The 13,787-nt window shown below is 63.3% G+C and carries 9 protein-coding genes; all 9 read right to left on the reverse strand.

Going from position 1 to position 13,787, the window contains the following annotated elements; all coding sequences use genetic code 11:
• Positions 1-4 precede the first annotated feature (4 nt).
• Positions 5-919, reverse strand: coding sequence for a carbohydrate ABC transporter permease (locus U5775_RS19570; protein WP_322059744.1), 915 nt, complete (start codon positions 917-919; stop codon positions 5-7).
• Entirely contained in the window at positions 916-1,875 is a 960-nt protein-coding gene (locus U5775_RS19575) for a sugar ABC transporter permease (RefSeq protein ID WP_322059745.1), read from the reverse strand. Before U5775_RS19575 ends, U5775_RS19570 begins: the two co-directional genes overlap by 4 nt.
• 7 nt (positions 1,876-1,882) lie before the next feature.
• A complete protein-coding gene (locus U5775_RS19580) occupies positions 1,883-3,124 on the reverse strand; it encodes an ABC transporter substrate-binding protein (RefSeq protein WP_322059810.1) in 1,242 nt (413 codons plus the stop codon).
• Positions 3,125-3,235: 111 nt separating this feature from the next.
• On the reverse strand, positions 3,236-4,648 hold the full coding sequence (locus tag U5775_RS19585) for a GH1 family beta-glucosidase (RefSeq protein ID WP_415913609.1): 1,413 nt from the start codon (positions 4,646-4,648) through the stop codon (positions 3,236-3,238).
• 277 nt (positions 4,649-4,925) lie between these two features.
• Positions 4,926-6,602, reverse strand: a complete 1,677-nt coding sequence (locus U5775_RS19590) for a SulP family inorganic anion transporter (protein ID WP_322059746.1) — start codon at positions 6,600-6,602, stop codon at positions 4,926-4,928.
• Between the two features lie 221 nt (positions 6,603-6,823).
• Positions 6,824-8,557, reverse strand: coding sequence for a SpoVR family protein (locus U5775_RS19595; RefSeq protein ID WP_322059747.1), 1,734 nt, complete (start codon positions 8,555-8,557; stop codon positions 6,824-6,826).
• Complete coding sequence (locus U5775_RS19600) at positions 8,554-9,822, reverse strand: YeaH/YhbH family protein (RefSeq protein WP_322059748.1); 1,269 nt, start codon at positions 9,820-9,822, stop codon at positions 8,554-8,556. Before U5775_RS19600 ends, U5775_RS19595 begins: the two co-directional genes overlap by 4 nt.
• Positions 9,823-9,980: 158 nt before the next feature.
• The gene (locus U5775_RS19605) at positions 9,981-11,903 is read right to left on the reverse strand and encodes a PrkA family serine protein kinase (protein ID WP_322059749.1); all 1,923 of its coding nucleotides are present in this window, start codon (positions 11,901-11,903) and stop codon (positions 9,981-9,983) included.
• 779 nt (positions 11,904-12,682) lie between these two features.
• On the reverse strand, positions 12,683-13,444 hold the full coding sequence (locus U5775_RS19610; RefSeq protein WP_322059750.1) for a hydratase: 762 nt from the start codon (positions 13,442-13,444) through the stop codon (positions 12,683-12,685).
• Between the last annotated feature and the right edge of the window lie 343 nt (positions 13,445-13,787).

Genomic DNA, 13,787 nt, shown 5'->3' on the forward strand with positions numbered 1-13,787 from the left:
CCGCTCACCCTTTCACGGCGCCCGACGCGATGCCGCGCACGAACCAGCGCCCCGACACGAAATAAATCGCGAGCGGCACGAGCGAGGTGAGGATCGTCGCGGCCATGTTGACGTTGTAGAGCCGCTCGCCCGTGGTGGTGTTGATGATGTTGTTGAGCTGCACGGTCATCGGCAGATTCTTCGTGCCCGCGAACACCAGGCCAAGAATATAGTCGTTCCAGATACCCGTGACCTGCATGATCAGGGCGACCACGACAATGGGCGCCGACATCGGCAGCATGAGCTGCACGAAGATGCGCCAGAAGCCGCCGCCGTCGATGCGCGCTGCCTTGAAGAGCTCCTGGGGCAGCGAAGCATAGTAGTTGCGGAACAGCAGCGTCATCACCGGCATGCCGAAGATCGTATGGATCACGACGATGCCCGGCAGCGAGGCGAACAGATGCACGGTGGCCAGCACGCGCACGAGCGGATAGACCATCACCTGCACGGGAATGAACGCGCCCGCGAGCAGCACCGCGAACAGCACGCCCGCGCCGCGCGGCCTCCAGAACGAGAGCGCGTAGCCGTTCACGGCGCCCACCGCGATCGAGAGAATCGTGCTGGGCACGACGATGCGCACCGAATTCCAGAAGCCCACGCGAATGCCGGCGCATTCGAGGCCGGTGCAGGCCGACGACCACGCGTCCTGCCACGGCGCGAGCGTGAGATGGCGCGGCAGCGCGAGCAGATGGCCCAGGCGGATCTCGTCCATCGGCTTGACCGACGTGACGAGCATCACATAGAGCGGCAGGAGGAAAAACAACGCGGAAATAATCAGGAATCCATATATCCCGAGGCGCGCGGGTGTGAAGTGGCGCCGCCGCCTCGGGGCCGGTCTGCGGCGCGCGGTGCCCGTCGATTCGGCAAGCGGCGTGCTCATGTTCGCACTCCCCTGTGCGCCGCCATGGCCGCCACGCGGTTTCTCGCGTAGAGCACCGGCGCGAGTATGGCGAGCACGGTGGCGAGCAGCACGATCGAGGCCGCGGACGCCAGCCCGATGTTCGCGCGATTGAACAGATAGTCCATGATGAACTTCGCCGGCACTTCGCTCGCGGTGCCGGGGCCGCCTTGCGTCATCGCGACCACGGCGTCGTAGAGCTTCACGACCATCACGAAGAGCAGCACGAAGGCCGTGGACATCGACGTCTTCAGCATCGGCACGACGATGCTCGCATAGACGCGCCAGCGCGGAATGCCGTCGAGGCGCGCGGCCATCCAGATCTCTTCGTCGATGCCGCGCAGGCCCGCGAGCATCAACGACATCACGAGACCCGAGGCCTGCCACACCGTCGCGATCACGAGCGTGTAGATCGCGAAGCGCTGCGTGACGATCCAGTCGAAGTGCGCGTGCGCGAAACCGATGTGCCGGAGCACGGCCTGCACGCCCAGTTCGGGGTTGAGGATCCACTGCCACACGAGCCCGGTCGCGACGAACGACATCGCATACGGATAGAGAAAAATCGTGCGCAGCGCGCCTTCGGCCGCGACGCGCTGGTCGATGAAAATCGCGAGCAGCAGCCCGATCGCGAGACAGGCCGCGATGAAGCAGACGCCGTAGATCGCGAGGTTCTGCAGCGAGACGATCCAGCGGTCGTTCTCGAAGAGCCGCACGTATTGCGTCACACCCGCGAACGTATTCGTTGGCAGCGAGCGCGAGTAGCTCATCGAAACGCGCGCGGTCCACAGCATGGTGCCCAGATACGCGAACACGACCGTGGCCGCCATCGGCAGCAGCGCGATCCACGCGGCAAGCGAGAGACGCCGCCGCAAAGGGCGCCCCGCGCGCGCCTGGCGACGGGCCTGCCGTCTCGCGTGATCGAGCTTGAGCGCGTACATGGCCCGCTCAGCTCTTGATCGCCGTGGCAAACCCTTTCTGCGCGTCGTCGACCGACTGGTTCTTGTTCCAGAAGTTCGTGATGACGTCCTGCAGCGCGCCCTGCACGTCAGGCGGAATCAGCATCTCCGGGTTCGGCAACTGACGCGATTTGTCCTTCATGATCGCCATGCCCTCCTTCGCGCAGATATCGAAGCCCGAGATGTCCACGTCCTGGCGAATCGGTATCGAGCCCTTCTTCTCGCTGAACGCGGTCTGCGCCTTGGGCGAGGTCATCACCGTCGCGAGCAGTTGCTGCGCTTTCACCGCTTGCGGGTTGTCCGTCTTCGGGAACACGAACGCGTCGCCGGCCACCATGTACGGCGAATTCGCGAAGCCGGGGAAGCAGCCGAAGTCCTTTCCCGCCACCTGGTGGGCGTTGGAGAACTCGCCCTTGGCCCAGTCGCCCATGATCTGCATGCCCGCCTTGCCCGAAATCACGAGCGCCGTCGCGTCGTTCCAGTTGCGGCCGGGCGACCCCGGATCGACATAGTTGTGCAGACGCTTGAACGTCGTCAGCACGTTCCTGAACGCCGGCGAATTGACGGCATTCGCGTCGCGGTCGCGGTAGACCTTCATGTAGAGATTGCGGTCCATGTCGGCGAAAATCGCGTCGAAGGTGATCTTCTCCTGCCACGCCTGGCCGCCGAGCGCGAGCGGGATCAGGCCCGCGGCCTTGAGCTTGTCGAGGTCGGCGAACAGCTCGTCGAAGCTCTTCGGCTCGCCTGCGATGCCCGCTTTCGCAAACGCCGGCTTCGAATAGAAGAACCAGTCCTGCATGTGGATGTCCACGGGCGCCGCGTAGAAGTGCCCGTTCACCTTGATCTGGTTGAGCACCGACTCGGGCAGGATGGCGTTCCAGTTCTCCTTGGCCGCCACGGCATCGACATTATTCAGGAGTCCCTGGTCGATGAGATCGTGGAATTGCTTCGAGGTATTGAATTGCGCCGCCGTGGGCGGATCGCCGCCCACGATGCGATTGATCGCCGTGGCGCGCGCCTGGTCCGCACCGGCAATCGCGTTGTCCACCCACTGGCCGCCCGCCTGATCGTAGGCCTGCGCGAATTGCTTGATGGCAGCCGATTCGCCGCCCGAGGTCCACCAGTGAATCACGGTGGCCTTCAGCGGCGCGTCCGCGGCGTGGGCCGCGAGCGCGCCGGCCAAGGCCAGCGCCGCGACGATGCCGCGCAAGACGAGTGCGTGGTGCTCCATTCGCTTCATTGCGTCTCCTTGTCGATCAGGGTGGGCGCTTCCGGTGCTTCAGGCGCTTCTAGTGCTTCTTGTGCCTCTTGTACTTCAGGTGCCTCGGTGGCTTCCTGCGCCTCAGGCGCTGCCGCGTGCCCTGCGTTCGGCGATGAAGCGCGCAATCAGTTCCGCGCTGCGCTTGGGCGTGCGCGTCTGCGTGCCATAGTCCACGTGCACGACGCCGAAGCGCCGTTCGTAGCCGAACGCCCACTCGAAGTTGTCGAGCAGCGACCACACGAAATAGCCGCGCACGTCCACGCCGGCCTGGATCGCGGCATCGACGGCGGCCAGATGGCGCTTGAGGAACGAGATGCGCTGCGCATCGTCGACCTGTCCGTCGATCACGCGGTCGTCGGAGGCCATGCCGTTCTCGGTGATGTACACGGGCGGCAGGTTCTCATAGGTTCGATCGAAGCCCACGAGCAGATCGCGCAGCCCGTCCGGATAGACCTCCCAGCCCATCTGCGTGCGCTCGACGCCGGCGAGCGGCACTTCGACGAAGCCATGCGCGCCGTCGCTTTTCACCTGGGTACGGAAATAGTAGTTGATGCCGAGGAAGTCGAGCGGCGCGGCAATCGTCTGCATGTCGCCGTCGAGCACGAGCGGCTCGGTGCCGGGCCACAGCTCGAACAATTCGGCAGGATACTCGCCCTTGAGGAGCGGATCGAGAATCCAGGCGTTGTGCTGCACTTCGAAGCGGCGCGCGGCGGTGAGATCGGCGCGCGACTTCGAATCCGGCGTGCCGCGCCCGACGTTCGCGACGATGCCCCTGGCCGAGTGCGGATCGTTGGCGCGCAGCGCCGCGACGGCAAGCCCGTGGCCCAGCAGCAGATGATGCATGGCCTGGGTCGCATAGCGCGGGTTCGCGAGTCCCGGCGCATGGTGGCCGTTGCCGTAGCCGAGATACGCCGAGCACCACGGCTCGTTGAGCGTCATCCATGCGTCGACGAGGCCCGAGAGTTCGCGGCTCATCAGATTGGCGTAATCGGCGAAACGATACGCGGTGTCGCGATTGAGCCAGCCGCCGCGGTCTTCCAGATGCTGCGGCAGGTCCCAGTGATAGAGCGTCGCGAAGGTGCGGATGCCCTGCTCTTTCAGGCGCTCCAGCAGGCGCCGGTAGAAGCCGATGCCCTTCGCGTTCGGACGACCCGACGCGTCCATCACGCGCGGCCAGGCGATCGAGAAGCGATAGGCCTCGAAATTCAGCGCTTCGAGCAGATCGAGGTCGCTTTGCCAGCGGTGGTAATGATCGCAGGCCACGGCGCCCGTATCGCCGGCGAGCACCTTGCCCGGCGTCGCGCTGAAGGTGTCCCAGATCGACGGCAGCCGGCCGTCTTCGGCCACGGCGCCTTCGATCTGGTACGACGCGGTGGCCGCGCCCAGCAGGAATTCGCGCCGCCAGAGCGCGGAATCGGGGGATGGCGTGAAGGCGTCGTCCTCGAGTGTGTCGGCCGAGGCGGCGTGCGGCGAAGCGGCGATATCGTGTGTCACGACAGCTCCTGCGCGAAGACCGCGGGCGGATGGTGCAGCAACCCGCCGACGGTGGGGAGTGGAAGCGCTTCCACAGCGCTTGAGGCGCACGATATCAGCCGCGAAATCTTGTGAGCAATCCGGGTTTTTCTGGAGGTTCTTAAGGCGTTACCGTGAAATCGGCGAAATCCTCGCGTAGCCGAAGCATCGCCTGTCAGTTACTGTACGACGATTCGCGAAGTTTTAAGTGCGCAGCGGGACGGCGTGCCCCGCTGCGTGCCTGGGAGGCAACGCCGCGTCACGCGTCGGCGTGCACGTCGAGATCGGGATGCACGGCCGCAAGCGCCTCGTGCAACGTCGTATAGAGGTTCTCCGCGCCCACCACGGGCGTGATGCCGTGCCGGTCCATGTCCGCGCGCAGATAACGGTTGACGCGCCCGAATATCACCTTGATGCCGCTATTGCGCAGCGACTCGCATAGTTCGTTGAGCGAACGACCTGCCGAATAATCGATGTCGGTAATGGCGGCGGCATCGATCACGAGCCAGTGCACGGGTGCCGGCGCGCCGTCGATCAGGCCGCGCACCTCGTCGACGAAAAGGTGATCGTTGGCGTAGAAAAGGTCTGCGCCGAAGCGGTAAACGATGAGCCCCGGCTCGGTCACGAGACCCGCCTGCGCCGGCACGGGCATCCAGCGCCCGGCTTCGTTGGGCACCAGCACCATCGTATGCGGCCGGTAGCTGTGGCGCACGTGGCGCAGCAACGAAAGCGCGATGGCAATGACGATACCGTTCTCCACGCCGATCACGACCACGGAGAGCGCCGTGACCACGGCGAGGCGGAACTCGCCCCGGCTCTCGCGGCGGATGTCGATCAACTGGCCGATGTGCACGAGCCCCACGGCGATCGTGAACACGATCGCTGCGAGCACGCAGCGCGGCAGATACTGGAGCCAGCGGCTAAAAAACAGCAGCACGACCACGACGACACCGGCGAACACGAGCTGGGCGAACTGGCTGCGTGCGCCGGCCTGCGCGCCCATGGCCGTCTGCGTGGGGCTGCCGTTCACGACGAACGCGCCGCTCAGCGACGCCGCCGCGTTGGCCGCGGCGAGGCCCAGCAGGTTCTGGTCTTCGTCCACGCGCTCGCCGTAGCGCTCGGCAAAGGCGCGGCTCGTCGCGGCGCTTTGCGCGACGATGATGACGAAGCACGAGGCCGCCACCTGCAGCAGGTCGATCATCTGAAACCAGCCGACGGCCGGAAACGCGATATGCGGCAGGCCCCCTTCCACGGGCCCCGTCACCGCAATGCCATGACCCGCGAAGTCGAACATGGCGCTCGCGGCAATGCCGCCGACCACGGCGAGCAACGGCACCGGCCAGCCCGGCCTCAGGCGCTTGAAGACGAGAATCGCCGCGACCACGAACGCGGCAATCGCGAGCGTCTGCCAGTGTATCGAGGAGAACTGCAGCACGACCTGCTTGATCTGCAACACGGTGCGCCGCGAGGTGAACGGAATGCCGAGCATGTCGCCGAGCATCGCCACGCCCACCTGCACGCCGACGCCGGTGAGAAAGCCCACCAGCACCGTGCGCGAGAGAAAGTCGGCGAGAAAGCCGAGCCTGAATATGCGGGCGATCAGCAGAATGGCTGCCGTGAGCAGCGCGGTCATGCCGGCCAGCGCGACGTATTGCGGGCTCGCAGCCGGCGCCATGGTCGAGAGCTTGCTCGCGAAGATGGTGGCCGTGGCCGAGTCCGCGGCCACCACGAGGTGGCGCGAGGCGCCGAAGATTGCGAACGCAATCAAGGGCAGAAAACCGGTGTAGATGCCGGTGACGGCCGGCATGCCGGCAATGCGCGCATAGCCGAGCAGTTGCGGGATGTTCATCGACGCGAGCAGCACCCCGGCCTTCGCGTCGCGCAACGCCCCTGCGCGGTTGAGCGGCCGCACGCCGCTGAACAGGTCAAACGCCATGACGGCTTCCTTTCGATTCCTGCATCCGCATGGGCTCCTCAATGATCGATACGTTAGACAAGACGGATAGCGCCGTATCTTAGCGCGGCATCGCGCATTCGCTCAGAACGGATTGCGATGCGCCGGTCAAAGCGAAACGCATCCTGCGCGATGACAAGAAAAAAGGCCAGCGCACGGGCTGGCCTTCGGTTGCAATGCGGGCTTGCTGCGGTGCGGGAAGGCTACACCTTCACCGGCGGCGGCACGTAGCGGCACTCATAGCGCTTTCTGACTGTGCCGTTTTCGTCGACGCTCTCCAGATACACGTCGAACTGCCACAGCCGCGCCATGTGCCGCAGCACTTCGTCGGTGTCGCCCGAGAGGTGCCGGTTGTCGCTCATGAAGTGGCGCAGCGTGAGACTGCGGTCGCCGCGCGTGTTCACCGACCACACCTGAATGTTCGGTTCGCGGTGGTGCATGTCGTACTGCCGCGAGAGCGCCTGGCGCACATACTGGTAGCCGCTGTCGTCGTGGATGGCCGAGACTTCGAGCGCGTCGCGCATGTCGTCGTCGAGCACCGAAAACAGCCGCATTTCGCGGATCAGATGCGGTGAAAGATACTGCGCCACGAAGCTCTCATCCTTGAAATTGCGCATCGCGTAGTGCAATGCCTTGAGCCACGGGCTGCCGGCGAGCTCGGGGAACCACTTGCGGTCTTCTTCGGTGGGGTTTTCGCAGACGCGGCGAATGTCGCTCATCATCGAAAAGCCCAGCGCGTACGGATTGATCCCGCTGTAATAGTGCTTCGTGACGGGCGGCTGATAGACCACATTGCTGTGCGAATGCAGGAACTCCATCATGAAACCGTCTTCGAGCTTGCCCTGCGCGTAGAGCGTATTGAGCAGCGTGTAATGCCAGAACGTGGCCCAGCCTTCGTTCATCACCTGGGTCTGCCGCTGCGGATAGAAATACTGGCCAACCTTGCGCACGATGCGGATGACTTCGCGCTCCCACGGTTCGAGCAGCGGCGCGTTTTTTTCGGCGAAGTACAGCAGGTTCTCCTGCGGCTCGGGCGGGAAGCGTTCGTCGTACTCCTCGGCAATGGGCTGCTGCGTCTTCGGCAGCGTGCGCCACAGTTCGTTGACCTGCGATTGCAGATACGCTTCGCGCTCGCGGCGCATCGCGGCCTCTCGTTCGAGCGAGAGCTTCTGCGGCCGCTTGTAGCGGTCCACGCCGTAGTTCATAAGCGCATGGCACGAGTCGAGCAGTTCCTCCACGCGGTCGAGACCGTAACGCTCCTCGCATTCGGCGATGTAATTCTTCGCGTAGACGAGGTAGTCAATGATCGCGTGCGCGTCCGTCCAGAGCTTGAACAGGTAGTTGCCCTTGAAGAACGAATTGTGCCCGTAGGCCGCGTGCGCGATGACGAGCGCCTGCATCGTCATCGTGTTCTCTTCCATCAGATACGCGATGCATGGATTCGAATTGATGACGATCTCATAGGCGAGACCCATCTGGCCCCGGCGATAGCTCTTCTCGGTGGAGAGAAAATGCTTGCCGAACGACCAGTGGCGATAGTTGACCGGCATGCCGACCGACGCATAGGCGTCCATCATCTGCTCGGCGCTGATCAACTCGAGCTGGATCGGATACACGTCCAGTTCGTATTGCTCCGCAACATGCGAGATATGCGTGTCGTATTCTTCGATCAGCTCGAAGGTCCAGTCGGATGGGCACGGCAACGGCCGTCTGTCGGCTACGTTCATATGCAATTCCCTGGTTTCCGGAAGCCGGGGTTCAGGGAGGCCATGTTCGGGGAGCCCGTGCGCGTCCTCTGGGCGCGCCGGCTCGGCCGGGTGTCCCCCCCGTTTTGCGGCAGCCTCGTGATCGCCGTGCTGTCCTTTCCCGTGGCCGCCGGTCTTGCGGCGCTCCGGCTGGTAGCCGCGCGCCTCGTTGTGCAAGTGGCGTGTCGTCATGAATGCTCCACCTGCTTCTCGAAAAGCTCCCGGAATACCGGGTAGATATCCGCCGCGTTGTCGACTTTCTTCATCGCCAGATGCGGCTCGGTGAGCGCCAGTTGCGCATATTCGAGCCAGAGATTCTGCTCCTCCGGCGTCACCTGAATATAGGCAAAATAGCGCACCTGAGGCAGGATGTCATCCGCGAGAAGCTTGCGGCACTTCGGCGAATCGTCAGTCCAATTGTCGCCGTCCGATGCCTGCGCGCCGTAAATGTTCCAGTCGCTCGGCGAATAACGGTCCTCGATCACCTTCTTCATGAGCTCCAGCGCGCTCGACACGACCGTGCCGCCGCTTTCCGTCGAATGGAAGAAGGTGTCCTCGTCCACTTCCTCGGCGCGCGTGTGATGGCGGATGAAGACCACCTCGATCTTTTCGTAATTGCGCTTGAGGAACAGGTACAGCAGGATGAAGAAGCGCTTGGAGAGATCCTTGCGCTGCTCGTCCATGGACCCGGACACATCCATCAGACAAAACATCACGGCCTGGCTCGACGGCTGCGGCTGCTTCACGCGATTCACGTAACGCAGGTCGAACGGGTCGATGAACGGAATGCGCCAGATGCGCCCGCGCAGATGATGGATCTGCTCCTCGAGCTGCTTGATGTCTTCGCGCCGGTCGGACGGATCGGCCATCAGCGCCTCGAGCTGCTCTTCGAGGTCGTGCAGCTCGTTCACGAGCGGCGCGCCCAGCGCGATGCGCCGGCCCAGCGCGCTTCTGAGCGAGCGCACCACGTCGATGTTGTTCGGCGTGCCCTCGGCGGCCCAGCCCGCGCGGATGCTCTTCCACGTGGGCACGGCCATCAGATGGGTCTTGATGAGGCGCGGCAGTTCGAGGTCGTCGAAGAAGTACTGCATGAACTCTTCGCGGGAGAGCTCGAATACGAAGTCGTCCTGACCTTCGCCTTCGTTGCTCGCCTGGCTGCCGCCCCCGCCCCCGCCGCCTTGCGGACGCGGAATCCGGTCGCCGCGAATGTAGTCCTCGTTGCCGGGGTGCACCATTTCGCGCCGGCCGCCGGGGCCGTGCCGGAACGACGGTTCGGCAATGTCCTTGCGCGGAATGGTGATGCTCTGGTTGCTCTGAATGTCTTTGATGCTGCGGTCACGCACCGCTTCCGAGACGGCGTGACGAATATAGTTTTTCACGCGGCGCAAAAAGCGCTCGCGGTTTGCAATGCTCTTGTTCTTGCCGGCCAGCCTGCGGTCGATGATTTGATGAAGCACATCCAGTCTCCCGCTCACGTTTCGAATGGGCGAGGTGCGCAGTCTGGAATGCCACGTTCACGTACTCACGGCTACGTGGCCTGCGCCCCGCCGGATTTCCTTTTTGCGCCGCCACATGAAACGTGCGGCGGCGCAGCAGGAAGGTAATGCGTCCACGCTCATGACGACTTGCGCACACGCAGATACCAGTCGCAGAGCAACCGGACCTGCTTGGGCGTATAGCCTTTCGCCACCATGCGGTTGACGAAGTCTTCATGCTTGCGCTGCTCTTCCGCCGATCCCTTTGCATTGAACGAGATGACCGGCAAAAGTTCTTCCGTGTTAGAGAACATTTTCTTTTCGATCACCACGCGCAACTTCTCGTAGCTGATCCACGCCGGGTTCTTGCCGGCATTGGCCGCACGCGCGCGCAGCACGAAGTTCACGATCTCGTTGCGGAAGTCCTTCGGGTTGCTGATGCCCGCGGGCTTCTCGATCTTCTCGAGCTCCGCGTTCAGCGCCGCGCGGTCGAAGCTCTCGCCCGTGTCGTGATCGCGGAACTCCTGGTCCTGGATCCAGAAGTCGGCGTACGTGACATAGCGATCGAAGATGTTCTGCCCGTATTCGGAATACGATTCGAGGTAAGCGGTCTGGATCTCCTTGCCGATGAACTCGGCATAACGCGAGGCCAGCACGTCCTTCACGAACGACAAATACTTTTGTTCGGTCTCGGGCGGGAACTGCTCGCGTTCGATCTGCTGCTCGAGCACATACATGAGGTGCACGGGATTCGCGGCCACTTCGGTCGAATCGAAGTTGAACACGCGCGAGAGAATCTTGAACGCGAAGCGCGTGGAGACCCCGTTCATGCCTTCGTCGACGCCCGCGAAGTCGCGATACTCCTGATACGACTTGGCCTTCGGATCGGTGTCCTTGAGGTTTTCGCCGTCGTACACCTGCATCTTCGAGAAGAGGCTCGAATTCTCCGGCTCCTGCAGGCGCGTGAGCACGGACATCTGCGCCATCATCTTGAGCGTGCCCGGCGCGCATACGGCGTCGGCCAGCGACGAGTTGCGCAGCAGCTTCTCGTAGATCTTCATCTCTTCCGAATAGCGCAGGCAATAAGGGACCTTCACGACAAAAATACGGTCGAGCAAGGCCTCATTGTTGCGATTATTGCGGAACGCCTTCCACTCCGATTCGTTCGAGTGCGCGAGGATGATGCCGTTGAACGGAATCGCGCCGAATCCTTCGGTGCCCTTGAAGTTGCCTTCCTGGGTGGCCGTGAGCAGCGGGTGCAGCACCTTGATCGGCGCCTTGAACATTTCCACGAATTCGAGCAAGCCCTGATTCGCGAGGCACAGGCCGCCCGAATAGCTGTAGGCGTCCGCATCGTCCTGCGCGTATTGCTCGAGCTTGCGGATGTCGACCTTGCCGACGAGCGAGGAGATGTCCTGATTGTTCTCGTCGCCGGGCTCCGTCTTCGCAATGCCGATCTGCCGCAGGATCGACGGATAGCGGCGCACCACGCGGAACTTACGGATGTCGCCGTTATATTCGTGCAGGCGCTTGACCGCCCAGGGGCTCAGGATGTTCTTCAGATAACGGCGAGGGATGCCGTATTGCTCTTCGAGGATGGGGCCGTCTTCGTCGTAGTCGAACAGACCCAGCGGCGACTCGTTCACGGGCGAGCCCTTGATCGAGTAGAACGGTACGCGTTCCATGAGCTGTTTCAGACGCTCGGCGATGGACGATTTACCGCCGCCCACAGGACCAAGCAAGTAGAGAATCTGCTTCTTTTCTTCGAGTCCTTGCGCCGCATGGCGGAAGTACGCGACGACCTGCTCGATCACGTCCTCCATGCCATAGAACTCGCGGAAAGCGGGATAAACCTTGATCACCTTGTTCGCAAAGATGCGCGACAGGCGCGGATCGTTGCGTGTGTCGATCTGTTCTGGTTCCCCGATTGCCGTCAGCATGCGTTCGCCAGCCGTGGCGTACGCGCTGGGATCTTCTTTGCAGAGCGCGAGATACTCCTCGAGCGAGAACTCTTCTTCTCGCGTTTTTTCGAAGCGGGTCGCGAAGCTGCTGTAGATATCCATGCTACCTCCTCGCCAAGATCTGCGACCGATGTCGTGCGCGGCGCGCTATTCGGAAACGACATCGCTCGAATTCATCCTAAACCTTTTCGAATTTTTTTTCACACAAAAATCGCGCCTGATTGAAGGTTCAAAATCGAACTCTTGGAGCCAGGCAGGGTACACCGTACAATCGTGATTCCCCCGCGCAATTTTCAAGCCGCACGCAATACATCGCGCACAATATTACGCCGCGCATCGACGCTCGAGCAGCAAGCCCGCAGTTAATCCGGCCGCCTCCCCAACTTCGCCGCCGCTTGTTCACTGCTCATCGATGCCTGTTGTCGCTTCTTCATTAGAACGCACGGCCACGCAAGCCGTGCACAGCTCGCAACGCATTCTTGTGACGCGATGTTTGTAACAGCACACGCGCCGCCATCGTGTCTTTGCATCGACGATCTTTTTCTCGTTTTACACGTCATATCTGCGTACGTCGGTGAGTTGGCGCGCATTTGCACACGGGCCGATGCCCGCTCATTATTTCTTCATACTGCCCCTGCCGACAGTAGTGGCTTTTCGCTTTCCTTTCCCGCACTTCGGACGAGCGTTGCATGAATAGTGCAAAAAGCATCGCCACGCCCTCGCATTGTTTCGATGCGCGGTTGCGAACATGGCACGCGTGACAGATTGTGTCGATGGGCCGTTCCTATGCGCCGTCGCAGTCAAAAAGAAAACGGCCGTCACGCGTGATGCGTGACGGCCGCCGATATTCCTGACCATTAAGGGGTACGTGCTCCCGCAGTTCAGACGAACTCGACCTCCACCTCGCCCAGCCCGTCGATATGGCCGTGCAACAGGCCCGCGCCCTCGATGCGGTGCGCCCCTACGTAGGAACCCGTGGTGATGGTCCATTCGGGCTCGATGGTAATCCCCATCGCGGCGCAATGGTTGACGAACCAGACCAGCAGCTCGCGCGGGTCGCCTGCCGGGTTGCCCGCCATCTCGGGCACGAGCGAGACGCCGTCGAAGGCAAGTTCGAGCTCGGGTGCGACAAAGTCGAGCGCGCGCGCGAGCGAGCCGTACGGCTGCGCGTGACCGGTCACGAGCGCGCCGTTGTTCTGCGCGTCGGCAAGCTGAGCGAGCGGCGCGACGTTCGGCCATTCGGCAAAGCGGCTGTCGACGATCTCGATGGTGGGCAGGATCTGGCCCACGAGCGCGAGCACCTCGTCGCGCGCGTAGACGTCGGCGCGCGGCGCGATCGGCTCGGCAAAGCGGAAGGCGATCTCGAGCTCGACGAGCACCCGGAAGAACGACTGGCGCTCGAGGCGCGTCGGCGAGGCATGCACTAGCGGCGCCGGGATCGGGGCGCCGGAGACCGCGCCGCCGGGCGTGCGCGCGCCGATCTTCCAGCCGCCCGTGGCGGTGCCCAGCCCGGCGAGCACGGCCTGCTGGATCGCATAGGCCGTGGCCGCGTCGGGCGGCAGGCATTCGGGCGCCAGCGTCTCGATCATCTGATGGCGGCGGCGCGCCGCCACGAGGCGCTGCGCGAGATCGTCACGTGTCATGTCTGGGTCCTTTCTTTGCGTTCGTGCGCCGGCAGCGCTGGTCTCTCGCGTCGAGCCGGCCTGTTTCTCGTCATGTCGCGCTGCTGCGCTGCGTGTGTGACGCAGCAGCGCCTCACCCAGCCCCTGCTGCCTCGCGAGGACGCCCCGCTGTGCCCGGACCTGCTGCACGCTTGCGGTGCGTGGCGGGACGTGCCGGCGTCAGTACCCCGTCGGCCCCGAAGCGCAGCGCAGTGTACCGTGCGACCCCGTCTGCGCGCGTGACAAGATTCACAATGTACCGTAACCGGCATCGCACCGCGCATGCACTGGCCTTATGGCCGAAAAAAAGCGCCGCTGCAAGGCA

Origin of the sequence: Paraburkholderia sp. J63 (assembly GCF_905220245.1) — a bacterium.
GTDB lineage: Bacteria > Pseudomonadota > Gammaproteobacteria > Burkholderiales > Burkholderiaceae > Paraburkholderia.